This window comes from Pseudomonas sp. SW-3, assembly GCF_016615645.1.
Taxonomy (GTDB): Bacteria; Pseudomonadota; Gammaproteobacteria; order Pseudomonadales; family Pseudomonadaceae; genus Aquipseudomonas; species Aquipseudomonas mandelii.
The window spans coordinates 5,653,349-5,676,789 of the sequence record NZ_CP067098.1 but is presented as its reverse complement, the minus strand read 5'-3'; the positions used below and the strand labels follow the sequence as shown (position 1 = coordinate 5,676,789).

19 protein-coding genes are annotated in these 23,441 nt (G+C 61.0%); 9 read left to right on the top strand and 10 right to left on the bottom strand.

The genetic code is table 11. The annotated features are described in order from the left end of the window. Positions 1-198: 198 nt before the first annotated feature. On the bottom strand, positions 199-1,527 hold the full coding sequence (gene miaB, locus JIO00_RS25690) for a tRNA (N6-isopentenyl adenosine(37)-C2)-methylthiotransferase MiaB (RefSeq protein WP_010467383.1): 1,329 nt from the start codon (positions 1,525-1,527) through the stop codon (positions 199-201). 134 nt (positions 1,528-1,661) lie between these two features. Here miaB and JIO00_RS25685 point away from each other — a divergent pair, with 134 nt between their 5' ends. Further along, positions 1,662-1,991, top strand: coding sequence for a DUF1820 family protein (locus tag JIO00_RS25685; protein WP_007894425.1), 330 nt, complete (start codon positions 1,662-1,664; stop codon positions 1,989-1,991). Between the two features lie 179 nt (positions 1,992-2,170). On the opposite strand, the gene JIO00_RS25680 is transcribed toward JIO00_RS25685, so the two are convergent. From JIO00_RS25680 to JIO00_RS25665, 4 genes are all read right to left on the bottom strand, one after another. Continuing rightward, positions 2,171-2,725, bottom strand: a complete 555-nt coding sequence (locus JIO00_RS25680) for a tetratricopeptide repeat protein (RefSeq protein ID WP_010467384.1) — start codon at positions 2,723-2,725, stop codon at positions 2,171-2,173. Between the two features lie 226 nt (positions 2,726-2,951). Continuing rightward, entirely contained in the window at positions 2,952-4,235 is a 1,284-nt protein-coding gene (gene hemL / locus JIO00_RS25675; RefSeq protein WP_169858289.1) for a glutamate-1-semialdehyde 2,1-aminomutase, read from the bottom strand. A 15-nt stretch (positions 4,236-4,250) separates the two neighbouring features. Beyond that, positions 4,251-4,874 (bottom strand): thiamine phosphate synthase, encoded by a 624-nt coding sequence (gene thiE / locus JIO00_RS25670; RefSeq protein WP_010467386.1) that lies wholly within the window; start codon positions 4,872-4,874, stop codon positions 4,251-4,253. Positions 4,875-4,906: 32 nt separating this feature from the next. Beyond that, positions 4,907-5,704 carry a hydroxymethylpyrimidine/phosphomethylpyrimidine kinase gene (locus JIO00_RS25665; RefSeq protein WP_010467387.1) on the bottom strand — a complete coding sequence of 266 codons (798 nt, stop codon included), beginning with the start codon at positions 5,702-5,704 and terminating at the stop codon, positions 4,907-4,909. A gap of 417 nt (positions 5,705-6,121) precedes the next feature. Between JIO00_RS25665 and JIO00_RS25660 the strand changes: the two genes are divergently transcribed. From JIO00_RS25660 to JIO00_RS25645, 4 genes are all read left to right on the top strand, one after another. Beyond that, the gene (locus JIO00_RS25660; RefSeq protein WP_200667094.1) at positions 6,122-8,506 is read left to right on the top strand and encodes a hybrid sensor histidine kinase/response regulator; all 2,385 of its coding nucleotides are present in this window, start codon (positions 6,122-6,124) and stop codon (positions 8,504-8,506) included. A 73-nt stretch (positions 8,507-8,579) separates the two neighbouring features. Continuing rightward, a complete protein-coding gene (locus JIO00_RS25655) occupies positions 8,580-10,229 on the top strand; it encodes an acyl-CoA dehydrogenase family protein (RefSeq protein WP_200667092.1) in 1,650 nt (549 codons plus the stop codon). 180 nt (positions 10,230-10,409) lie between these two features. After that, on the top strand, positions 10,410-11,909 hold the full coding sequence (gene amn, locus JIO00_RS25650) for an AMP nucleosidase (protein ID WP_169858286.1): 1,500 nt from the start codon (positions 10,410-10,412) through the stop codon (positions 11,907-11,909). Between the two features lie 70 nt (positions 11,910-11,979). Next, the gene (locus tag JIO00_RS25645; RefSeq protein ID WP_234452910.1) at positions 11,980-12,621 is read left to right on the top strand and encodes a pseudouridine synthase; all 642 of its coding nucleotides are present in this window, start codon (positions 11,980-11,982) and stop codon (positions 12,619-12,621) included. Here JIO00_RS25645 and JIO00_RS25640 read toward each other — a convergent pair. After that, entirely contained in the window at positions 12,616-12,825 is a 210-nt protein-coding gene (locus JIO00_RS25640) for a DUF2788 domain-containing protein (protein WP_010467392.1), read from the bottom strand. The genes JIO00_RS25645 and JIO00_RS25640 overlap by 6 nt on opposite strands. Positions 12,826-13,019: 194 nt before the next feature. Beyond that, positions 13,020-13,499, bottom strand: a complete 480-nt coding sequence (locus JIO00_RS25635; protein ID WP_007894448.1) for an Lrp/AsnC family transcriptional regulator — start codon at positions 13,497-13,499, stop codon at positions 13,020-13,022. A gap of 435 nt (positions 13,500-13,934) precedes the next feature. Between JIO00_RS25635 and JIO00_RS25630 the strand changes: the two genes are divergently transcribed. Beyond that, positions 13,935-14,951: a DUF6515 family protein gene (locus tag JIO00_RS25630; RefSeq protein WP_200667090.1), complete on the top strand. Its 1,017-nt coding sequence runs from the start codon at positions 13,935-13,937 to the stop codon at positions 14,949-14,951. Here the strand turns inward: JIO00_RS25630 and JIO00_RS25625 are convergent. Together JIO00_RS25625 and JIO00_RS25620 are read right to left on the bottom strand one after the other, a co-directional pair. Beyond that, a complete protein-coding gene (locus JIO00_RS25625; protein ID WP_010467394.1) occupies positions 14,936-15,841 on the bottom strand; it encodes a cation diffusion facilitator family transporter in 906 nt (301 codons plus the stop codon). The two genes, JIO00_RS25630 and JIO00_RS25625, sit on opposite strands and share 16 nt — an antisense overlap. A 29-nt stretch (positions 15,842-15,870) precedes the next feature. Further along, positions 15,871-16,290, bottom strand: a complete 420-nt coding sequence (locus JIO00_RS25620) for a polyribonucleotide nucleotidyltransferase (RefSeq protein WP_200667088.1) — start codon at positions 16,288-16,290, stop codon at positions 15,871-15,873. A 109-nt stretch (positions 16,291-16,399) separates the two neighbouring features. On the opposite strand from JIO00_RS25620, the gene hrpB reads away from it, so the two are divergent. After that, entirely contained in the window at positions 16,400-18,916 is a 2,517-nt protein-coding gene (hrpB, locus tag JIO00_RS25615; RefSeq protein ID WP_145308838.1) for an ATP-dependent helicase HrpB, read from the top strand. 170 nt (positions 18,917-19,086) lie between these two features. Here hrpB and JIO00_RS25610 read toward each other — a convergent pair whose 3' ends face one another. Beyond that, a complete protein-coding gene (locus JIO00_RS25610) occupies positions 19,087-20,007 on the bottom strand; it encodes a LysR substrate-binding domain-containing protein (protein ID WP_042932999.1) in 921 nt (306 codons plus the stop codon). A 225-nt stretch (positions 20,008-20,232) separates the two neighbouring features. Here JIO00_RS25610 and JIO00_RS25605 point away from each other — a divergent pair, with 225 nt between their 5' ends. Further along, positions 20,233-21,726 (top strand): aldehyde dehydrogenase, encoded by a 1,494-nt coding sequence (locus JIO00_RS25605; RefSeq protein WP_200668670.1) that lies wholly within the window; start codon positions 20,233-20,235, stop codon positions 21,724-21,726. Between the two features lie 31 nt (positions 21,727-21,757). Next, entirely contained in the window at positions 21,758-23,128 is a 1,371-nt protein-coding gene (locus JIO00_RS25600; RefSeq protein WP_200667086.1) for an aspartate aminotransferase family protein, read from the top strand. The last annotated feature ends 313 nt before the right edge of the window (positions 23,129-23,441 follow it).

Genomic DNA, 23,441 nt, shown 5'->3' with positions numbered 1-23,441 from the left:
TTAGCCGCCCTGGGGCAATTAAGATGAAATCAAGGATAACGCCAGTGGGCTGGGTGCGAAAGCTCTTAAATAATCCAGCGCCAAACACCGGCCCTGTAGGAGCGAAGCTTGCCCGCGAAGGCGGTATTTCAGACGACTCATGTGGTGAGTGTCAGTCCGCCTTCGCGGGCAAGCCTCGTTCCTACAGGTTTTACGGTGTTACGAAATCAGCGAGCCCCGCAGCGAGTGCGGCTGTGCGGCGTCGATGTGCACGTCGGCGAACTGGCCGATCAGGGTCGGATTGTCGCAGCGGAAGTTGACGATCCGGTTATTCTCGGTCCGGCCTTGCAGCTCGCCGGGGTCTTTTTTCGAATAATCCGTGACCAGAATCCGCTGGATAGAACCGACCATTTGTCGGCTGATCTCGAAACCTTGCTGGTTCAAGCGATGTTGCAGCGCGTTCAACCGTTCTTTCTTCAGTTCTTCCGGCGTCTCGTCGGCCAGATCCGCAGCCGGGGTGCCTGGGCGCTGGCTGTAGACGAACGAGTAGGAGAAGTCGAAACCGACGTCTTCGATCAGCTTCATGGTCTGTTCGAAGTCTTTCTCGGTCTCGCCCGGGAAGCCGACGATGAAGTCCGAACTGATGCAGATCCCTGGGACAGCTGCCCGCAGCTTGCGAAGTTTGGATTTGTATTCCAGCGCGGTGTGGTTGCGTTTCATCGCCGAGAGAATGCGGTCCGAGCCCGATTGCACCGGCAAGTGCAGGTGTTTTACCAGTTCCGGCACGTCGGCGTGGGCCTGGATCAGGCTGTCGGAGAACTCCAGCGGGTGCGAGGTGGTGTAGCGAATCCGGTCGATGCCATCGACGGCGGCCACCACACGAATCAGCTCGGCCAGATCGGCCAAACGTCCGTCGTGCGTGGTCCCGCGATAGCCGTTGACGTTCTGGCCCAGCAGCGTCACTTCGCGCACGCCGTTTTCGGCCAGGTGCATGATCTCGGCAATGACGTCATCAAACGGCCGACTGACTTCTTCACCGCGGGTATAAGGCACCACGCAGAAGGTGCAGTATTTGCTACAGCCTTCCATGACCGACACATAAGCGCTCGGGCCATCGATGCGCGGCTCGGGCAAGTGGTCGAATTTTTCGATTTCCGGGAACGAGACGTCGACTTGCGGCAGCTTGGTGGCGCGCGCGGCGTCGATCATTTCCGGCAGGCGGTGCAGGGTCTGCGGGCCGAACACCACGTCCACATACGGCGCGCGATCGCGAATGGCCGCGCCTTCCTGGCTGGCCACGCAACCGCCGACGGCGATGACCATGTCCGGGTTGGCCAGTTTCAGTTCGCGCCAGCGGCCGAGCTGGGAGTACACCCGGTCCTGGGCGCGTTCACGAATGGAGCAGGTGTTGAGCAGGATCACGTCGGCGTCTTCAGCGCGAGCGGTCACTTCCAGGGCCTGATGTTCACCCAGCAGATCGACCATGCGCGAGCTGTCGTACTCGTTCATCTGGCAACCGTGGGTTTCGATGTAAAGCTTCTTGGCCATGGACAGTGTCATCACGTGATTCAAAGAACCGCGCATTATAGGGAACATGTCCCAAGGTTCCTACCGCTGTGCGTCCGGCGGCTATGCTATAGTTCGCGCCCTCATTTTTATCCCCTATGTGTTGCCCGCCCACCATGACCAAACGTGAAGCCCCAATCTACAAGGTGATTTTCCTCAACCAGGGCCAGGTGTACGAAATGTATGCCAAGCAGATCTATCAAAGTGATCTGTGGGGCTTCCTGGAAGTGGAAGAGTTCGTCTTTGGCGAGCGCACGCAAGTGGTCGTCGACCCGAGCGAAGAGAAGTTGAAAGCTCAGTTCGAAGGCGTGGTGCGCAGTTTTGTGCCGATGCATTCGATTGTGCGCATCGACGAAGTGGAACGCCTCGGCACACCGAAAATCAGCGAAGCCCGCGGCGCGGTCGGCAATGTCATGCCGTTTCCGATGCCGATGCCTGAGAAGTAAGCAGGAAAGCTTTTGAAATGAACTGGGTTGTTTGTGGCGAGGGAGCTTGCTCCCGCTGGGGCGCGAAGCGGCCCTAAACTCTGCAAACACCGTTTTTCTGATTCACCGCATTGTTTGACGTTACGACTGCTGCGCAGCCGAGCGGGAGCAAGCTCCCTCGCCACAGGGGCCTGCGTCAATCAGGGCAGCGGCGAAAACGGCGTACGCCCATCGGCGCTCTGCAATTCCATCAGGTATTTACGGAAGATTTGCCCAAGCACCTGAGTCGCCATTTCAAGGTCTTCGCGGGGCATCTTCTCGGCCACTTCGTCGGCCGTATCCAGTGCCTCTTCAGCACCGTTGACCGCGGCCATTTTCAGCACGATATACGCCTGAACGTTATTGGCCGGTACGCCTTCGCCGTGAAAGAACATGGTGCCGAGTTTGAATTGCGCCTGGGCGTGGCCTTGCAACGAAGCTTTTTCAAAATAGCCCAGGGCCTTATTGAGGTCGCGCGGGGTGTTTTTGCCGTCGTAGTAGAACTCACCTAACTCGTATTGCGCTTGTGCATCCCCTTCATCCGACGCTTTCTGGCAGGCAGCGAGCGCTTGCGTCAGGTCTTGCGGCTGAGTATTGAGGGTGCAGCGACCCATCGCTGGGATTAACAACGAGTTGCCGCCTGCTTGTGCGAGCGCGAGCAGGGGCTGAAGGAGCAACAGGCAGCCCAGTGCAAGGGCGCGGCCGGTGCGGTTCATGGGAATCGACTTACCTCTGAAGGGCGCGCGGACCCATCGAGGGGATCCAATAAGCGCGCATTATGAAATAAGCAGGGCCAACCTTACAAAGTCTTTACTCGTTTTTCTGCTGCACGGGGAATATATCGCCCGATTGACGGGGGATTATTAGCAGAAGCGTAGGAATAAAGGTGTAAATCCAGGTGAAAGCTGACGCTGGCAATCGCCAACGTCAGCGGGCACAGCGTTATTTCAATGCGGCGAAGGCACGCTCGGCGGCATCCAGCGTCAGTTTCAACTCGGCTTCGCCATGAGCGATCGAGGTGAAGCCGGCTTCGAAAGCGCTTGGTGCCAGGTACACGCCGCCCTCGAGCATCAAGTGGAAGAAACGACCGAACAGCTTGGCGTCGCTGGCCATCACGTCATCGAAAGTCACGATGTCGTCGGCACCGCTGAAGTACAGGCCAAACATACCGCCAGCCTGCGTGGTCACGAACGGAATGCCAGCAGCATCGGCGCGCTGTTGCAGGCCATCGAGCAAGCGGCTGGTGTAGTCGGTCAGCTCGTCGTGGAAACCGGGACGGCTGATCAGGCGCAACGTCGTCAGGCCCGCCGCCATTGCCAATGGGTTACCCGACAAGGTGCCTGCCTGATACACCGGACCCAGTGGCGCGATGTGCGACATGATTTCGCGCTTGCCGCCGAAGCAGCCGACCGGCATGCCGCCACCGATGATCTTGCCAAAGGTGCTCAGGTCCGGCGTCACGCCGAAGTGCGCTTGTGCACCGCCGAGGGCAACTCGGAAACCGGTCATCACTTCGTCGAAAATCAGCACTACGCCGTATTTGTCGCACAGGGTCCGCAGGCCTTCGAGGAAACCTGGCGCCGGCGGAACGCAGTTCATGTTGCCGGCCACCGGCTCGACGATGATGCAGGCCACGTCCTGGCCGACGTCAGCGAGCATGGCTTCGACCGCGTCGATGTCATTGAACGGCAGAGTCAGGGTGTGCTTGGCGAAATCCGCCGGCACACCGGCCGAGCTCGGCACGCCTTGGGTCAGCGCGCCGGAGCCGGCCTTGACCAGCAGGCTGTCGGAGTGACCGTGATAGCAGCCTTCGAACTTGATGATGTTGTCGCGACCGGTGAAACCACGGGCCAGACGGATGGCACTCATGGTCGCTTCGGTGCCGGAGCTGACCATGCGCACCATTTCCATCGACGGCACGATCGAGCAGACCAGGTCGGCCATCTCGGTTTCCATCGCGGTCGGGGCGCCGTAGGACAAGCCGTGCTCCAGTTGTTTACGCACAGCGTCCAGCACGTCCGGGTGGCTGTGACCGAGAATCATCGGGCCCCAGGAACCGACGTAGTCAACGTAACGCTTGTCGTCTTCGTCGGTGACGTAGGCGCCTTCGGCGTGTTTGAAGAACAGCGGCGTGCCGCCCACACTTTTGAACGCGCGAACAGGCGAGTTCACGCCACCGGGGATGTGTTTCTGGGCGTTGGCAAACAGGGTTTCGGAACGAGACATAATCGGGCTCTCAAATCAGATTTTCAGTAATTCGTTAAAGGCGCGGGCACGGCGTGTCACTTCAGCCGTGCTCTCGGCGCCAAACAGGCCATGCACCACCGCCAGCAAGTCGACCCCGTGGGCCACCAGCGGGGCGGCGTTGTCGAGGGTGATGCCGCCGATCGCGCAGATCGGCAGGTGCAGTTTGCTGCGGGCCTGGTCCAGCAGTTCGAGGCTGCAGGTCGGTGCGCCGGGTTTGGTATTGGAATTGAAGAAGCGGCCGAAGGCGACGTAACTGGCGCCTTCCTTGGCTGCTTGCTCGGCGAGTTCGAGTTGCGCGTGACAGGTCGAACCGATGATTGCCTGGCGACCGAGCAGCGCACGGGTCGGCGACAGCGGGCCATCGGTCTGGCCCAGGTGTACGCCGACATTCAGGCGAGCGGCCAGTTCGGCGTCGTCATTGATAATCAGCTGAGTCTTGTAGCGGTCGCACAGATTGCGCAGGGCTTCGGCCTCACGCAAACGTCGGGCCTCGTCGCTGCTTTTGTCGCGGTATTGCAGCAGGGTGACGCCGCCTTCCAGCGCCGCCTCCACGTACGAAAGAAATTTACCGGCCAGCAACTGGCTGTCGGTAATGGCGTACAGGCCACGTAGTTTCATCGGACAAGCCTCACCGCAGTGCGAATAGAAAGTTACGAACAGAAATCCAGCGGCAGGCGACGCGGCACGAACTGGCCTTTGCCCAACTGCTCGGCATCCCGCAGGGTACGCCACGTGTAGTTAAGCGCGGTCTGCACGGCACTGACGAGATTTTCACCCTGGGCCAGACGACCGGCCAGGGCGCTGGCCAAGGTGCAACCGGAACCGTGATAACTGCCGGGCAAGCGTTGGCAAGTAAAGGTTTCGCGGTGACCATCGCGGCTGTACAGGCGATTGTGGATTTCGTGTTCGTCGCCATGGCCGCCGGTGATCAGCAGGTGCTTGACGAACGGCAGGAGTTTTTCAGCGCACTCGTCCGCGGTGCCTTCGGGCAGTTCGGCGAGGATGCGGGCTTCGGGCAGGTTAGGGGTGGCGATGATGGACAGGGGCAGCAGGCGTTCGCGCATGGCGTAGCCGACTTCATCCTTGCCCAGGCGTCCGCCGCCACCGGCGCGCAGCACCGGGTCGCAGACCACCGGCAAGTGCGGGTGCGCCGAGAGCAGTTCGACCACGGTGTCGACCATCTCCAGGGAACCGAGCATGCCCAGTTTCACGGCAGCGACTTCGGAGTCGTTGAGCACGGCGTTGGCCTGGGCCAGCACCCACTCGCGGTCGAGCACGCGAAAGTCAGTGACGTTGACCGTGTCTTGCACGGTCAGGGCGGTGACGGCCGGGGCCGCATGACAACCCTGGGCGAGCAGGGCTTCGATATCTGCCTGCAAGCCGGCGCCACCACTGGGGTCGTGGCCGGAGAGACAGAGGACAACGGGGCGAGAGCTGTAGATATTCATGGTGCGCGAGCTTACCACCAAACATCGATTTTCGGGTGCAGTGGTCGCCAGGTCTGCCGATACATTGTGGTGAGGGGGCTTGCCCCGTTCCGCTGCGAAGCCGTGGTGAATCTGGCGACGCAATGTTACCGACCGAATGCAAAGGGTGGGGCGCTGCGCACCTCCATGTGAGCAAGCTCCCTTGCCTCAGGTGTTGCATATAGCCATAAGCTGACCGTGTAAACAGATTTTCCTGAAGTTCGTCGCTGGAACGCCCGTACTAGAGCCATTGCAGGAAAAATTTCAATGGTGCTCAATGGCCATCAGCGGCTATGCTAGAGTGGATCCAAACCAATAACAGGTAATACCGGTTTTACGTCTACTCAAAGGGAATGAGGGGCTTCCTGAGATAACCGGACAGGCCACGCTGGGGCTTAAATGCGCTATTTGCTGATGTTGCTGTTGTGCTTGCCCCTCATGGCGAGCGCCGTCGAATTCGATGAATTCACCCAGAGCCTTCCCCTGGGCCGAACCCTGCAGGTCTACGAAGACGCGGGCGGTCAGGCGACCATCGCCGATGTCCGTGCGCAAGCCGCGGCCGGTAACTTCAAGCCCCACGATAAAGCCACCCTCAACGCCGGTTACTCGCGTTCGGTGTTCTGGCTGAAAATCGATCTGCATTACCGTCCGTCGAACCCGGCGGCGCAACGGACCTGGCTGCTGGAACTGGCCTATCCGCCCCTCGATCACCTCGATCTCTACTTGCCCGATGCTGGAGGTGACTTTCGATTGGCCCGGCAAACAGGCGATGCGTTGCCGTTTGCCAGTCGCGAGTTCCGCCAGAACAACTACCTGTTCGATCTCAATTTCCTGCCTGACCAGGCGCAAACCGTGTACTTGCGCCTGCAAAGCGAAGGGTCGATCCAGGCGCCCGTCACCTTGTGGTCGAGCACCGCTTACCTCGAAGAACAGCCGGTCCGCCTTTATGTGCTGGGGCTGATTTATGGCGTGTTGTTGGGGATGCTGGTCTACAACCTGTTCATCTACCTCAGCGTGCGCGACACCAGCTATCTCTATTACATCTTCTACATCGCTTCCTTCGGCCTGTATCAACTGTCAGTGAACGGCGCAGCCGTGGAGTATTTCTGGCCGGACAATCCGTGGTGGGCCAACGCCGCGACGCCATTCTTCATCGGTTGTGCTGGACTGTTCGGCAGCCAGTTCGCCCGCAGCTTCTTGCAGACGGCCAACCACAGTCGCTGGCTCGACCGTTTACTGTTGGCGCTGGTGGCGTTCAGTGCGCTCGTGGTCGGGTTGTCGTTGATGACCAGCTACGCCCTGGCCTTGCGCCTGGCAACAGCCTTGGCGTTGGTTTTCACCGTGGCGATTTTCATCGCCGGGCTATGCGCATGGCTCGGTGGCTTGCGGGTGGCCCGATATTTCATCATTGCCTGGTCGGCCTTCCTGCTCGGCGGCATCGTCAACACCCTCATGGTGTTGGGATACCTGCCGAACGTGTTCCTGACCATGTATTCCAGCCAGATCGGTTCGGCCATCGAAGTGGCGCTGCTGTCCCTCGCCTTGGCCGACCGCATCAACGCCATGCGCGAGCAGCAAGCGCAGACGCTGTTCGATGCCGGTCAGAAACTCGAGGTGCTGAACCAGCAACTGGCCCACAGTAACAAGCTCAAGGATGAATTCCTCGCCACCCTGACCCACGAATTGCGCACGCCCATGAACGGTGTGATCGGTTCGCTGGAGTTGATGCAAACCGTCGAGATGGACCCGGAACTGGAGCAATACCAGCAAACCGCCGCCGGCTCCGCACGGGACATGATGCGCATGGTCAACGGCATCCTGACCCTCACCGAGTTGCAGGCCGGCAAGCTTAAAGTCATCCCGGCAACGTTCAGTCTGCGTGGCGTGGTCGACACCTTGCGCACCCAATTCGAGGGCAATGCTTCAGGCAAGTCCCTGGACTTCAAAGTCGAAGTGATGCCGGGCCTGCCGGATCGCTTGAACGGTGACAGCGCCAAGTTGGCGCAATGCCTGGAATGCCTGCTGGATAACGCCATCAAATTCACCCGGGTCGGCGGGCTGGCCCTGCGCGTGACGGGTAAACCGGTGGAAAACGGCCGGGTGTCGATGTCGTTTGCGGTGATCGACACCGGTATCGGTTTTACCGATCTGGGAGAGGCGACGCTGTATCAGCGCTTCTTCCAGCTCGACGGCTCGATGACCCGTGAATACGGCGGCCTGGGCGTAGGCCTGGCGATCTGTCGGCAACTGGTCGAATTGCTCGGCGGACGCCTCACCCATCGATCCGAGCCCGGCAGCGGCAGCCGTTTCCAGTTGGACGTCGAGTTCGAACTGCCTGTGGTCGAGCGGCCGGCAGTGCCCTTGATGACCCGCGAGTTTCCGCGTCTTCGATTGCCACAGGACTGCACGGTGCTGCTGGTGGATGACAACAGCATCAATCAATTGGTGATGCGTGGCATGTTGCTCAAGCTCGGGTTCCGGGTGCGCGCCACCGACAGCGGCGCTGCCGCGCTCGACCTCTTGCAGCGTGAAAGCTTCGATGCTGTCCTGCTCGATGGTCAGTTGCCGACGCTGGATGGCACCGCCTTTTGCTGCCAGATCCGCGGCTTGCCGGGCTGTGCCGACTTGCCGGTGTTCGTGATTGCCGTGAGCGCCGACCGGGAGCGCTGCCCGACGGGAGCCTTGATCGATCACCTGAGCAAACCGGTGAAATTCGAGGATCTGCAAGCGGCGCTCTATCGCCGGGTACTCTGTTCAGGGCAAGGCGAAAGCGCCGACATTTAGGCGGGTATGACACTTTGTTCGGCCAAGAGGCGGTGCTTAACTGAATCCCTTGGCTGACCAAAGGAGCCCCGTCATGAACCTGCATCAGTTCGCCGAAACCCACGAAGTCACCAATCAGCCCCCGTCGCTGGACGGCGCCAACCTCTATCGCATCGACCTGCCTTTGCAAGAATGGTCTCGGCGTTTCGGGGCGGGTTGGGCCGAGTCGCGGATCGACGCTTATGGTGCATTGGCCGGCGGGCCGCTGATGGAAGCAGGGTTCCTGGCCAATCAGAACAAACCGGTGTTCGTCAGCCATGACCGATACGGGCATCGCATCGACCTGGTGGAATTTCACCCGGCGTATCACCAGTTGATGCGCACGGCGGTCGAGCACGGCTTGACCTCATTACCCTGGGCACATCCGCAACCTGGCGCCCATGTGGCTCGCGCGTCGATGACGTACCTGCACAGCCAGGCCGAAGCCGGCAGCGGTTGCCCGTTGACCATGACCTTCGCCAGCGTCCCGGCGATGCGCCTGCAACCGGACCTGGCCGAGCAGTGGCTGCCGAAAATCCTCTCGACCGAATACGACCCGCGCAATGTCGGCATGGCCCACAAGGCCGGTGTCACCATCGGCATGGCGATGACCGAGAAACAGGGCGGCACCGACGTGCGGGCCAACACCACCAAGGCGTACCCGGTCGGCGCCAGTGGCCCGGGCCAGGCTTATGAATTGGTCGGGCACAAGTGGTTCTGTTCCGCGCCGATGTGCGATGCCTTCCTGACGTTGGCGCAGACCGACAAGGGCTTGACCTGTTTCCTTCTGCCGCGCCATCGCCCGGACGACACGCGCAATCAGTTCTACATCCAGCGCCTGAAGAACAAACTCGGCAATTGCTCCAATGCCTCCAGCGAAGTGGAGTTTCGTGGCGCGCTGGCGTGGATGGTCGGTGAAGAAGGGCGCGGTGTTCCGACCATCATTGAAATGGTCGCGATGACTCGCTTCGATTGCATGGTCGGTTCCAGCTCGCTGATGCGTCAGGCGCTGACCCAGGCCAGCCATCACTGCGCACATCGCATGGTCGGCGGCAAGTTGCTCAGCGAACAGCCGTTGATGCAAAACGTACTCGCTGATCTGGCGCTGGAAAGCGAAGCGGCCCTGGCCTTGAGCCTGCGCATGGGCAAGGCGCTGGATCATCTGGATGACAGCCACGAAGCCAAATTCGCCCGGTTGGTGACGGCGGTGGGCAAGTACTGGATCTGCAAGCGCGCCCCGGCAATGATCAACGAAGCCGCCGAATGCATGGGCGGTGCGGGCTATGTCGAGGAAAGCATCCTCCCGCGCCTCTACCGTGAGGCGCCGGTCAATTCGACGTGGGAAGGTTCCGGCAACGTGCAGTGCCTGGACGTGCTGCGGGCGCTATCGAAGGAGCCAGGTGTGCTTGATGTGTTGTTCAGCGAGTTGGGTGATGGTCAGGGCGATAAGCGCCTGGCTGCGCACATCAGCCAGTTGCAGACGGCGTTCAAGGACACCAGCGACATTCAATACCGTGCGCGGCAGCTCACTGAAGACATTGCGCTGGGGCTTCAGGCCAAACTGTTGCTGGAAGCCGGCAACTCGGCAGTCAGCGATGCGTTCATCGCCAGTCGCCTCGGCTCGGCCGGTCGGGTGTATGGCGCGTTGCCGCGTGGGCTGGAAGTGGAAGCGATCGTCGCCCGCTCGACTCCGCAGGGTTTTTGACTCCGATGGCATGAACCACACAGAACCCCTGTAGGAGTGAGCCTGCTCGCGATAGCGTTGGCACATCCAACATCTATGTGACTGACAAGCCGTTATCGCGAGCAGGCACACTCCTACAGGGGCTATCAGTGACATATAGCCAACACGCCACTGTTCCCGTGAAGCGACGATGCAGGCAAGATGAAGCTCTGCAAGTCAGAACACAGGATGCTGATCGTGACCGAAGCTTTTATTGTCGTTCAAACCGCCGAGCAAGCCGTGGACCGGCTTGCGCTCTTGCACAATCGTGCAACCACCGCGCTGAACCAGGCGCTCAAGCGTTATCTCAAGGACCGAGTCGAGCCGGACGCTGAACAGCGTGCGATGTTTCGTTATCCCGAACTGCGTCTGACCTACCACTGCCAGGGCGAAGTCCCACAGACCACCCGCGCTTACGCCAAGGTTCAGCTGCCTGGGACCTACAGTGTCACCGTCACCCATCCGGCGGCGTTCCGTAAATACCTGCTGGAACAACTCGTGCCGTTGATGCACGACTTCACCGTGACCGTCGAAGTCGGCATCAGCCAGCAAAACATTCCTTATCCTTACGTTGTCGAGCAGGGCGATGAACTGGCCGGCTCCGGCGTTACCGCCGCCGTGCTGGCGCGGGTGTTCCCGAGCACCGACTTGTCCGCCGCGACCGACGGCATTGCCGATGGCTTGTACGACTGGGAGAACACCGATCCGCTGCCACTGGCCCTGTTCGATGCCGCGCGGGTGGATTTCTCCCTGCGTCGACTGGTGCATTACACCGGCAGCGACTGGCGTCATGTGCAGCCGTGGATTCTGCTGACCAACTACCACCGGTACGTTGACCAATTCATCGTCCATGGTTTGGAGCAGTTGCGCAGTGACCCGCGTTTCGTGCGCATGGTATTGCCCGGCAACGTGATCATCGAAAAGAGCATGGACCACGGCGAAGCCTCGGCGATTGCTGCGGGCGTGGTGTGGCACCGCTATCAGATGCCGGCCTATCACCTGATTGCCAGCGATGGCCATGGCGTGACCCTGGTGAACATCGGCGTCGGCCCGTCCAACGCCAAGAACATCACCGACCACTTGGCGGTGCTGCGCCCACATTGCTGGTTGATGATCGGCCACTGCGGCGGCTTGCGTCAGTCGCAGACCATTGGCGACTACGTGCTGGCGCACGCTTACATGCGTCGCGACGGGATTCTCGACCGGGTGGTGCCGCCGAACATTCCGATCCCGGCCCTGGCCGAAGTGCAGATGGCCTTGCAGCAAGCGGCCGCCAACATTACCGGCGAAAAGGGCGACGAGCTGAAAAAACGCCTGCGCACCGGAACCGTGTTGACCTACGACGACCGTAACTGGGAATTGCGCTGGGCGCAGGAGCGTCCGCTGATCAACTTGTCCCGCGCCGTGGCGGTGGACATGGAAAGCGGCACCATCGCCGCCCAAGGCTATCGCCTGCGGGTGCCCTATGGCACGTTGCTCTGTGTGTCGGACAAACCGCTGCACAGCGAAATCAAGCTGCCGGGTTCGGCCAACGCCTTCTATGAGCGCGCGGTCAGCCAGCACTTGAAGATCGGCATCGAGGCGGTGGATCTGTTGCGCACCGAACTCAACTCGTTGCACTCGCGCAAACTGCGCAGCTTCGACGAGCCGCCGTTCCGCTGATTCGTGATGGTCATTTGACGGTCAGGGCACTAGCATTGGTAGCCCTGACCGTTAGATGCTCCTCTTTCCCATGCCCCGTCCACAACGTCCCGTTTCTCGCCGCCCTGGCGCGAAGCCTGCGCCATCCTCCCCAGCCCCGCGCCGTGTCGCCAAAGCGCCGCCGGCCGAGCCGAAGCTGATCCTGTTCAACAAACCCTTCGATGTGCTGACCCAGTTCAGTGACGAAGGAGGGCGGGCGACGCTCAAGGATTACATCGAGATTCCGGGGATCTATCCCGCAGGACGGCTGGACCGCGACAGCGAAGGATTACTGCTGCTGACCAACGATGGCCAGCTGCAAGCGCGAATCGCCGACCCGAAACACAAATTGGCCAAGACCTATTGGGTGCAGGTGGAGGGTGAGCCGAGCGCTGAGCAGTTGCAGCGTTTGCGTGACGGCGTCGAACTGAATGACGGCATGACCTTGCCGGCCGAGGCGCGGCAATTGGAGGAGCCCGAGCTGTGGCCACGCAACCCGCCGGTGCGCTTTCGCAAAAGCGTGCCGACCAGTTGGCTGGAGTTGGTGATTCGCGAGGGGCGCAACCGTCAGGTGCGGCGCATGACAGCGGCCGTCGGCTTGCCGACGTTGCGCCTGGTACGGGTCAGAATCGGCGACTGGACAATCGAAGGACTCGATCAGGGCCAGTGGAAGGAAGTGCCGGCGCGCTTATAACGTGCCGGTTTCGATCAGGCCGATGACCACGCTTTTGATCACGAACGCAGCCACGCCCAGACCCAGTACGAAGAACAGAATGAACGAGCCAAAACGTCCGGCCTTGGATTTTTTCGCCAGATCCCAGACGATGAAACCCATGAAAATGATCAGGACGCTGACCAGTCCGGTCATCATCCACTCTTCGAGTACGGCAGGATCCATTGAATATCTCCAGCGCGGGCGGGGCTAAAAGGCGCTGGAGTATACGGCATGGGGACGGGCTGGAGGATTGACCTGCGGCAGTGTGTCGCAGTCATTCGTCGCCTGTGCCGGCCTTATCGCGAGCAGGCTACTACAAGGGATCTTCGGTGTTCAGGAGATCCACTGTAGGAGTGAGCCTGCTCGCGATGGGGACATCAGCTGCGCAGATGAGTCAACGGCAGCTCGGTACTATTGAGCACCTGATTCAACACAAAACTCGAACGAACGCTGGTCACCCCTTCAATCCGGGTCAAATGCCCCAGCAGCAGTTTCTGGTAGTGATCCATGTCCGGCACCACAACCTTGAGTTGATAATCCGCATCCATCCCCGTCACCAAGCTGCATTCCAGCACCTGCGGCAACGTTCGAATCGCGGCTTCAAAGTTCTCGAAACGCTCCGGCGTATGGCGGTCCATGCCGATCAGCACGTAAGCCGTGAGGCTCAAGCCGAGCATCTTGCGGTCCAGCAGCGCCACCTGGCGGGTGATGTAGCCGTCGTCTTCCAGTTGCTTGACCCGGCGCGAGCAAGGCGAAGGCGACAGGCCGATGCGTTCGGCCAGCTCCTGGTTGGAGATGCGCGCGTCACGCTGCAATTCCGCCAAAATGCTCAAGTCGTATCGGTCGAGTTTGCTCATCAATCAGGCCTTTGTCATAACTATTGCGGCAGATTATCTATCCAGGGTTAAAAATTGCGCAAGTGATGTTTAATTGAGCAATCTTCGCAATCCTCTGCCGGCACTCGCGGCCTATTCTTATCACCAGAATCACTGCTCGGACAAACAGTCCATAGCCGCTCGCCGAATCAGGCCGGCGGCGGCCGCCACCCCCACAGGGGATGTGCCGGCCTCCGAGCTACACACTGTCCAGAAGACGGCGTGAGGTGAGCCGACGTCATAAGCGTCGAGCACGGACGAAGTTCTCTAAGGGAGGCCGACGGGTCTCCCTTTTCTTTTGCCTGGAATTTGAGAGCGGCCCTCAATAAATAAGTTGCGCGACTGATAACCTGTTGCAGAACCGCCCTGTACTTTCCCAGTCTTACGTACAGGCTCTAACCCGCAGTGAGGAAAAGCATGAAGTCGCGCATCTGGCGTTTGGCCGGTGTTGGTTTGCTGTGTGTGAGTGTCACTGCGCAATCGCTGGCCGATGATCAGCAAAACCGTGGTCCCGATGGCGGGCAACGTGGATCGGACGGCCATCAGGGCAACAATCAGGGGCATGGCGGCAATAATCAGCCGCGCCCGCAGGACAACGACATCATTCGTGGCGACAACAGCCGTCAGTTCGAGCACAACGGCCAGACTCAGAACAATGGCCAATGGCAGAACCGTCCGCAGCCCGACTACAACAATCCTGTTCGCTCACCGCCACCACCACCGCAGCTCCCGGCCAATGACCTGCCGATCCAGGGTCGCCCCGACGCGGTGCGCCAGACCCAGCAGCCACAGCGTGGTTACTATCAGGACAATCCACAGCGCAACAATTACAACCAGCAATGGCAGAACTACGGTCCGCGTCCCGATGATCGTCGGTGGGCGGGTCGTCCGGATGGGCACGGTAATGGCTGGGGCCCCGGCCCGCAATATCGCCCGGGTCATGTGATCGACCGCTTCCCGGACCGTGACTACCGCGTGCCTTACGGTGGTCGGGATTATTTCTATTCCGGTGGCTACTGGTATCGCCCACAAGGCCCGCGTTATGTGGTGGTTCAACCGCCTCGCGGGATTCGAGTCAGTTACTTGCCCGATTACGCGCGTGAGGTGTGGATCGGCGGGGCGCTGCTGTTCCTGGCGGCCGGTTCGTATTACGCCTATCAGGAAAACACTCAGGACTACGTGGTGGTCGAGCCGCCGGTGCAAATGCAGCCGCAGCCGGTCAGCAACAGCTACGACGTGGAGGCCTATCCGGCCAACGGCCAGTCGCCGGAGCAGGTCAACCAGGACGGTTACGAGTGTTATCAATACGCGGTGCAGCAAAGTGGCTTCAATCCGCGGACGGCCACCTACCAGCCAGACCCGTCAGTGGTGCAAGCCTACCGCCAGGCTCAAGGTAACTGCCTGAGCAGTCGCGGCTATCAGGTTTCTTTCTGAGTCTTTGCCGCCAGTACCACTTCCTGCGGGTCGGCGTGCACCAGCACTTCGGCTCGCGGGTAAGCGGCGTGAATCGCATCGGCGGCCTGATCGCTGATGCCGTGGGCGACTGACAGGGTCAGGTCCCCCGGCAATTCCAGGTGCAACTGCACGAACCACTGGTTGCCGGAAATCCGCGTGCGCAGGTCATGCGCGCCCAGCACCCCCGGAACGCCGCAGGCCAGCTCAAGCATGTGCTGGCTCACCTCCGGCGGCAGTTCCTCATCCATCAGCACCGTAAAACTTTCCTTGGCGATCTGAATCGCGCTCCAGAAGATGTACGCAGCGATTGCCAGGCCGAACCAGGGGTCGACCTGATGCCAGCCAAACCCGGCCAACACCAGCGCCAGCAGAATGCTGCCATTGAGCAGCAAGTCCGAGCGGTAGTGCAGGGAGTCGGCGCGCACCGCGTTGGAGCCGGTGGCCTTGACCACCCGATGTTGCAACATCAGCAACGCCACGGTCAGCGCCAGGGAGAACACAATCACGCCGATGCTGATCCACGGCGCGCCCACCGGTTCCGGATGTTTCAGCCGCTCGATCGCCTGCAAAGAAATCAGCACCGCACTGCCGCCAATGAACAACGCTTGAGCCATGCCCGCCAGCGACTCGGCCTTGCCGTGCCCGTAACGGTGATCGTCATCGGCCGGGCGCAACGCGTAATGCACCGCCAGCAGATTGAGCAAGGAGGTGACGCCGTCGAGCGCCGAGTCGGTCAACCCGGCGAGCATGCTCACCGAACCGCTCAACCACCAGGCGATGGCTTTGGCGACGATCAGCGTACACGCCACCGCCACCGAGGCACGAGTCGCCAGCCGCAGCAGGCGGGCGTGTTCGGAGCTGGAAATCATAGGGGCGGCTATTCCTTTACGTGCACGGATTACGCGGCGGGTTGCAGGCCTAACAGGGCCAGTTGCTGGGTGCTGCCTTTGTGTTGAATCAGGCGTGGGTCATCCAGCGGGAAGCTGCGGCCCAACTCGGTTTCGAGAATAGTCTGCAACTTATGGTTATCAACTTTGCCGTCGGCGCCGATCGCTTCCTTGAGTTTTTCCGGGGCCACCTGTGCGGTCTCAGCGGGCGCGTAGTAAATCGCGCCAGTGGCGAAGTCCACGGCGAACGCGATCAGGCCGGGGATGATGTAGAAAAGCAGGCCCACGGCATCGAGCGCGGCGATGGCCGGGTCGATCTTGCCGTCAATCTGACCACGACGGTCAGGGTAGAAAATCGATCCGCAAGCCGTCACCTGGGTCAGCAACGTCGCGACCAATACACCGCCAATCAAGCGAAAGGGAACACGCATATGAAATCTCCTGGGTAATTTCAAAACGAAAGGACGCCTGTATGAATTAGGACCGTCATTAACGCCGAGCAGTTCGCCGTTATACTCGCCGCTCTGTTTTGGAGCCAGCATGATTTCTTTGCCGATTGATGAAGTTTTACCCGCCCTGCGTGAAGCCTTGGCTACACGTCACGAAGCCGTGCTCGAAGCACCGCCCGGCGCCGGTAAAACCACCCGTGTTCCGCTGGCCTTGCTCAACGAGCCGTGGCTGGCCGGGCAGACCATTCTGATGCTTGAGCCGCGCCGTTTGGCAGCGCGGGCGGCGGCGGAGCGCCTGGCCAGTGAGCTGGGCGAGAAGGTCGGTGAAACCGTTGGCTACCGGATCCGGCTGGACAGCAAAGTCGGCCCCAAGACCCGAATTGAAGTGGTCACTGAAGGCATTCTCACCCGACGTTTGCAGGATGACCCGGCACTCGACGGCGTTGGCCTGCTGATTTTCGACGAATTCCACGAGCGCAGCCTCGACGCGGACCTGGCATTGGCCCTGAGCCTGAATGGCCGGGAGCTGTTTCGCGACGACCAGCCGCTGAAAATCCTTTTGATGTCTGCAACGCTTGAAGGCGAACGCCTGGCCGGGTTGCTCGATGACGCGCCGATCCTGCGCAGTGAAGGCCGTATGTACCCGGTGGCGATGCGCTGGGGTCGGCCGTTCCAGCCCGGCGAATTCATCGAGCCGCGCCTGGTGCAGACGATTCTCGAAGCCTTGAATGATGAGACCGGCAGCGTGCTGGTGTTCCTGCCGGGGCAGGCGGAAATCCGTCGCGTGCATCAACAATTGGCGGATGCGTTGGGCGAGAGCACACAGGTGTTGCTCTGCCCGTTGCACGGTGAGCTGGACCTCGCCGCCCAACGAGCGGCAATCGATCCGGCACCGGCGGGCAAGCGCAAAGTGGTGCTGGCGACCAACATCGCCGAGACCAGCCTGACCATCGACGGCGTGCGTGTGGTGATTGATGCCGGGCTGGCGCGGGTGCCGCGTTTCGATCCCGGCAGCGGCATGACCAGGCTCGATACCCAACGAATTTCAAAAGCCAGTGCCACTCAACGCGCCGGCCGGGCAGGGCGCCTGGAGCCGGGTGTGTGTTATCGGTTGTGGTCGCAGGATCAGCACGAGCAATTGGCGGCCTATGCCAGCGCGGAGATTCTCTCGGCCGACCTTGCCGGTCTGGCCTTGCAGCTCGGGCGCTGGGGCGTGACACCGACGCAATTGGTGTGGCTCGACGTGCCGCCCGCCGCCGCTTATGCACAGGCTCAGGATCTGCTTGATCGTCTGGGCGCATTGGACGGCGACGCGCTGACCCGTCACGGTCAGGCCATGGCCGAATTGCCGGCGCATCCGCGCATCGCCCATTTGTTGTTGCGCGGTCAGGCGCTCGGTTTGGCCGACATGGCCTGCGATGTTGCGGCACTGCTCGGTGAGCGGGACATCTTGCGTGGCGCCGGAGCGGATCTGCACAGCCGATTGGTGCTGTTGTCCGGCGAAGAGCGTGCGGCTCGCGGTGCTCAGGGTGGCGTGCAACGTGCCCGGCAGCTGGCGCGGCAGTATCGCGGTTACCTGCGCGGCAAAGCGTCGGAGCCGGTCAGCGATCCGGATCATCCACGCTGGCTCGGCGCCCTGTTGGCGTTGGCCTATCCAGACCGTGTCGCCCAGCAACGCCGCGCCGGTGGCGCTGAATATCGCCTGGCCAACGGCCGTGCGGCGTTGTTCGCTGAAGCAGACAGTCTGATGAAGCAAGCGTGGTTGGTGATTGCGGATCTGGGCAGTCGTCAGGGGCAGCGCGAGGAACGGATTTATCTGGCGGCGGATTTTGATCCGGCGCTGTTCGATTCCGTACTGGCCGAGCAAGTGCGCGTGGTCGATCAACTGGATTGGGATGAGCGCGAAGGTGTGTTGCGCGCCGAGCGTCAGCGCAAGGTTGGTGAATTGATCCTCAGCCGCGAACCGCTGACCGGTCTCGACGAAACAGCGCGCAGCCAGGCGCTGGTCAATCTGGTACGCCGCAAGGGGCTGGAGTTGTTGCCGTGGACCCCGGAGCTGCGTCAGTGGCAGGCGCGCGTGGCATTGCTGCGACAGCTGGACCTCGGCAGTAAGGGTGAAAGTGAATGGCCGGATGTCAGCGATGCCGCACTGCTCAAAAACCTTGAACACTGGCTGATGCCGTACCTGGGCAAAGTCTCGCGCCTCAGTCATTTCGCCAATCTGGACCTGTCGAGCATCGTCCATAACTTGCTGCCCTGGCCGCTGCCGCAACGGCTGGATGAACAGGCGCCGCATCACCTGAGTGTGCCGTCGGGTTCTTCGATTCGTCTGGACTACAGCGAACAGCCGCCGATTCTGGCGGTGCGTTTACAGGAGCTGTTCGGCCTGTCCGATACCCCGCGCATTGCCGGGGGCCGGCAAGTGGTGAAGCTGCATCTGCTGTCCCCGGCGCGGCGGCCGGTGCAGGTGACTCAGGACTTGGCGAACTTCTGGCGCAGTACCTACGCTGAGGTGAAGAAGGATTTGAAGGGACGGTATCCGAAGCATTATTGGCCGGATGATCCGTTGGTGGCCGAAGCCACCGCTCGGATCAAACCGCGCAAGTAACTCTTGGGGTAGAACACAAAAACTGTGGCGAGGGAGCTTGCTCCCGTTGGGTCACGAAGCGGCCCCATAATCGGCCGCCTGAATGTGTCAGATACACCGCATGCAATGGAGATGCGACTGCTGCGCAGTCGAACGGGAGCAAGCGCCCTCGCCACAGGATTTCACTTGGCTCATGTGCTTTCCCCGGCCTTGGCAGTGAGTTGCTCCCGGCAATAGTCGGCAAACAACTGCGCGGGTTTGGTCAGTTGCCCGCGCTTCAACCATGCCGCCACCAATCCCGAACCAGTGACCTCTTCGACGATATCCACGCACACCACTTTCTTCCCGTCGTAAGTGCATTCCGAATGCGGCCGCGTCACCAGGATCGAGAAGCCGAACCCTTGCCCGACCATCCCCCGCACCATCTCGATCGACGGTGAGCTGAAGGCGATGTTCGGTGACAGGTTCAGTTCTTCGAACAGGCTGACGAAGTAGGTCCGGCTCGGTTGCACGTCCAGCAGAATCATCGGTTCCAGGCACAGATCACGTAGCGACACTTGCTTGAGCTGGGCGAAGCGATGGTCCGCCGGCAGCAACGCATATGGCCGTTGCGCCGGCATCAGCGGTTCAGTCTGAATGGTGGCGTCGAGCTCGTGCTCATACAGGATCGCCAGGTCGAAGGTGCCCGACGTCAGGCCTTGCACCAGCTCTTGCTGCTCGCCGTCGCGGATGCGGATTTTCACCCCCGGATACAGCGCCGAAAACCCGGCAATCAGTTGCGGCAGGTACAGCGGTGCGACCGTTTCGAAGCAGCCGATATCGATTTGCCCGGCCACCACGTCGTTGTCGGCGAGGGCGTTCTGTTCGAACTCCTTGGCCATGCGCAGCAGTTCCTGGGCTTTGCGATAGAAGCGTGCGCCGCTTGGTGTCAGGGACACGCCCTGAGCGTGATGGCGGATCAGCAGTTGCACGCCGAAGCTGTCTTCCAGGCCTTTGATCGCCGTGGAGATCGCAGGTTGGGCGATGTACAGCTTGCGCGAGGCCTCGGCGACGCTGCCGCATTCGACGGTGGTGATGAAGTATTTCAATTGACGCAGGTTGTAGGCAGCCACGGCAAACCTCGGGGTGGATGGACTCGACATCCAGGCAATTTTCGCGCCGACTGCATCCGTTCTGACGACGGTGTTGTTGTGCCTGAACAATAACCACATACCGCGCCACCGGGGAGATTGGCTGCCCAGTTTTTTCATGGTCTGCGAAGACATTTTTACTATTTTTACTGGACTCGGGCCTGGGCCACCATTCAGACACAAGAAAAGCCCATGGAGCATCTGAACGTGTTCGAGCTTGCATATTGGCAAAACAAAGCCGCCGCGCTGCGGTTTCCCGACCAGGCCCTGATCGACGGCAAACCCCGTTCGGCGCAGTCGGGTCAGACCTTCACAGCAATCGACCCCGCCACTGGCCAGCGTCTGGCGAACGTGAGCGCTTGCGGTGATGAAGAGGTGGACGCGGCGGTACGCAATGCGCGGGGGGTATTCGAAGCCGGCACCTGGTCGGCGCGTTCGCCGAGCGAGCGCAAGCACGTGTTGCTGCGTCTGGCGGAGCTGATCATGACCCACCGCGAAGAACTGGCGCTGCTCGACTCGCTGAACATGGGCAAGCCGGTGATGGACGCCTACAACATCGACGTGCCGGGCGCCGCCGGGGTGTTTCGCTGGTACGCCGAAAGCCTCGACAAACTCTACGACCAGATCGCCCCCAGTGCGCAAAACGTGCTGGCGACCATCACCCGCGAAGCACTGGGTGTGGTCGCTGCGGTGGTGCCGTGGAATTTTCCGCTGGACATGGCCGCGTGGAAACTCGCGCCAGCCTTGGCCGCAGGCAATTCGGTGATCCTCAAGCCCGCCGAGCAATCACCGTTCTCCGCCCTGCGTCTGGCTGAGCTTGCATTGGAAGCCGGTCTACCACCGGGCGTGCTGAACGTGCTGCCGGGCCTCGGCGAGCAGACCGGCAAAGCCCTCGGTCTGCACCCGGATGTCGATTGCCTGGTGTTCACCGGCTCCACTGAAGTCGGCAAGTATTTCATGCAGTATTCGGCGCAATCGAACCTGAAACAGGTGTGGCTGGAGTGCGGCGGCAAGAGCGCCAATCTGGTGTTCGCCGATTGCCAGGACCTGGACCTGGCCGCCGAGAAAGCCGCGTTCGGCATCTTCTTCAATCAGGGTGAAGTCTGCTCGGCCAACTCACGGTTGCTGGTGCAGCGTTCGATTCATGATGAGTTCGTCGAGCGCCTGAAAGTGCAGGCCGAGCGTTGGCAGCCGGGGGATCCGCTGGACCCGTCGAGCAGCGCCGGGGCAATCGTCGACAGCCGTCAGACCGCGCGCATCATGAAGTTCATCCAACAGGCCGAACGCCTGGGCGCGACCAGGGTGTGCGGGGGCAGGCAGTCGATCTTCAACGGCTCCGACAACTTCATTCAGCCGACGATTTTTACCGGCGTGGGCCCGGACATGCCGCTGTTTCGCGAGGAAGTGTTCGGCCCGGTGCTGGCGGTCACGGCGTTCGACGACGAGGCCCACGCCTTGCAACTGGCCAACGACAGCGTCTACGGCCTGGCGGCTTCGCTGTGGACCGACGACCTCAACCGCGCCCACCGTGTGGCGCGGCAATTGCGAGCGGGCACGGTGTCGGTCAACAGCGTCGATGCACTGGACGTGACCGTGCCTTTTGGCGGCGGCAAACAGTCCGGATTCGGTCGCGACCTGTCGCTGCACTCATTCGATAAATACACCCAGTTGAAGACCACCTGGTTTCAGCTGCGCGCATAACAGCCGCTCATAACAAAACGGAGAACTGGCGATGACCACACCACGTGAAACCCGCGACTACCAGGCCGCCGACGCTGCGCACCACATCCACGCATTCGTCGATCAAAAAGCGCTCAATGACGAAGGGCCGCGGGTGATGGTCCGCGGCGAGCGCCTGCACCTGTGGGACAACGATGGTCGGCGTTACCTCGACGGCATGTCCGGGTTGTGGTGCACCAACCTTGGTTACGGCCGCAAGGATCTGGCGGCTGCGGCGACCCGGCAGCTTGAGCAGTTGCCGTACTACAACATGTTTTTCCACACCACTCACCCGCAGGTGATCGAGCTCTCGGAGCTGCTGTTCGGCCTGTTGCCGGGGCACTACAGCCACGCGATCTACACCAACTCCGGTTCCGAAGCCAACGAGGTGCTGATCCGCACTGTGCGGCGTTACTGGACGATCCTCGGCAAGCCCGAGAAGAAAATCATGATCGGTCGCTGGAACGGTTACCACGGCTCGACCCTGGCGGCGACGGCGCTCGGCGGCATGAAGTTCATGCATGAAATGGGCGGCATGATCCCCGATATCGAACACATCGACGAGCCGTACTTTTTCGCCCACGAGGGCAATCTGACCCCGGCCGAATTCGGCGTGCGGGCGGCGCAGCAACTGGAAGCGAAGATTCTCGAACTGGGCGCCGATAAGGTCGCCGGGTTTATCGCCGAACCGTTCCAGGGCGCCGGCGGAATGATCTTCCCGCCTGAGAGTTACTGGCCGGAAATTCAGCGGATCTGCCGCAAGTATGACGTGCTGTTGTGCGCCGACGAAGTGATCGGCGGCTTCGGTCGTACCGGCGAATGGTTCGCTCACGAGCACTTCGGTTTCGAGCCGGACACGCTGTCGATCGCCAAGGGTTTGACCTCCGGTTACATCCCCATGGGCGGGTTGATTCTGTCGAAGAAAATGGCCCGGGTGTTGGTGGAGCAGGGCGGGGTATTTGCCCACGGTTTGACTTACTCCGGGCACCCGGTGGCGGCGGCGGTGGCGATTGCCAACCTCACGGCGTTGCGCGATGAGGGCGTGGTGACGCGGGTCAAGGATGACATCGGACCGTACCTGCAACAGTGCCTGCGCGAGGTGTTCGGCAATCACCCGTTGGTGGGCGATATTCAGGGTGTCGGCATGGTCGCGGCGTTGCAATTGGCCGAGGATAAAAGCAGTCGCAAGCGTTTTGCCAATGAGAACGACATTGCCTGGCGTTGCCGCACGATTGGCTTTGAGGAAGGGGTGATTATTCGTTCGACGCTGGGGCGGATGATCATGGCGCCGGCGTTGATTGCCAGCCGGGAGGAGATTGATGAGCTGGTGGGCAAGACCTTGAAAGCAGTCGATCGTACTGCACAGGAATACGGCCGGCTTTGATCTTGTAGCGCTCTTGTGATCCTCTTCGCGGGCAAGCCTCGCTCCTACAGGTTATGTGTCGTGCCCAATTCCGCGGCCGACATAAACCCTGCAGGAGCGAGGCTTGCCCGCGAATGCTGTGGTCGATTCAACACTCATTTCATGTTTTGCACCTCCCCCGTGCATCCCCGCCAACCCCGCCCTTTTACGGCGCGCGCTACCCAGTTTTTTCATCACTCCCAACGACATATTTCCTGATTTTCCTTATCCCGCCCCTGGTCCAACATCTACTTCGCCAGTCAGCCGAATGCTGACCATCGAAAGGTCCATCAGA

Excerpts from the sequence above, each read along its gene's own strand:
- JIO00_RS25680 (WP_010467384.1), bottom strand. The coding sequence starts at position 2,725 with ATGAACCGCACCGGCCGCGCCCTTGCACTGGGCTGCCTGTTGCTCCTT.
- JIO00_RS25665 (WP_010467387.1), bottom strand. The coding sequence starts at position 5,704 with ATGAATATCTACAGCTCTCGCCCCGTTGTCCTCTGTCTCTCCGGCCAC.
- JIO00_RS25630 (WP_200667090.1), top strand. The coding sequence starts at position 13,935 with ATGAAGTCGCGCATCTGGCGTTTGGCCGGTGTTGGTTTGCTGTGTGTG.
- JIO00_RS25635 (WP_007894448.1), bottom strand. The coding sequence starts at position 13,499 with ATGAGCAAACTCGACCGATACGACTTGAGCATTTTGGCGGAATTGCAG.
- JIO00_RS25645 (WP_234452910.1), top strand. The coding sequence starts at position 11,980 with ATGCCCCGTCCACAACGTCCCGTTTCTCGCCGCCCTGGCGCGAAGCCT.
- JIO00_RS25640 (WP_010467392.1), bottom strand. The coding sequence starts at position 12,825 with ATGGATCCTGCCGTACTCGAAGAGTGGATGATGACCGGACTGGTCAGC.
- hemL (WP_169858289.1), bottom strand. The coding sequence starts at position 4,235 with ATGTCTCGTTCCGAAACCCTGTTTGCCAACGCCCAGAAACACATCCCC.
- miaB (WP_010467383.1), bottom strand. The coding sequence starts at position 1,527 with ATGGCCAAGAAGCTTTACATCGAAACCCACGGTTGCCAGATGAACGAG.
- JIO00_RS25620 (WP_200667088.1), bottom strand. The coding sequence starts at position 16,290 with ATGCGTGTTCCCTTTCGCTTGATTGGCGGTGTATTGGTCGCGACGTTG.
- JIO00_RS25600 (WP_200667086.1), top strand. The coding sequence starts at position 21,758 with ATGACCACACCACGTGAAACCCGCGACTACCAGGCCGCCGACGCTGCG.
- JIO00_RS25655 (WP_200667092.1), top strand. The coding sequence starts at position 8,580 with ATGAACCTGCATCAGTTCGCCGAAACCCACGAAGTCACCAATCAGCCC.
- amn (WP_169858286.1), top strand. The coding sequence starts at position 10,410 with ATGAAGCTCTGCAAGTCAGAACACAGGATGCTGATCGTGACCGAAGCT.
- JIO00_RS25685 (WP_007894425.1), top strand. The coding sequence starts at position 1,662 with ATGACCAAACGTGAAGCCCCAATCTACAAGGTGATTTTCCTCAACCAG.
- hrpB (WP_145308838.1), top strand. The coding sequence starts at position 16,400 with ATGATTTCTTTGCCGATTGATGAAGTTTTACCCGCCCTGCGTGAAGCC.
- JIO00_RS25625 (WP_010467394.1), bottom strand. The coding sequence starts at position 15,841 with ATGATTTCCAGCTCCGAACACGCCCGCCTGCTGCGGCTGGCGACTCGT.
- thiE (WP_010467386.1), bottom strand. The coding sequence starts at position 4,874 with ATGAAACTACGTGGCCTGTACGCCATTACCGACAGCCAGTTGCTGGCC.
- JIO00_RS25660 (WP_200667094.1), top strand. The coding sequence starts at position 6,122 with ATGCGCTATTTGCTGATGTTGCTGTTGTGCTTGCCCCTCATGGCGAGC.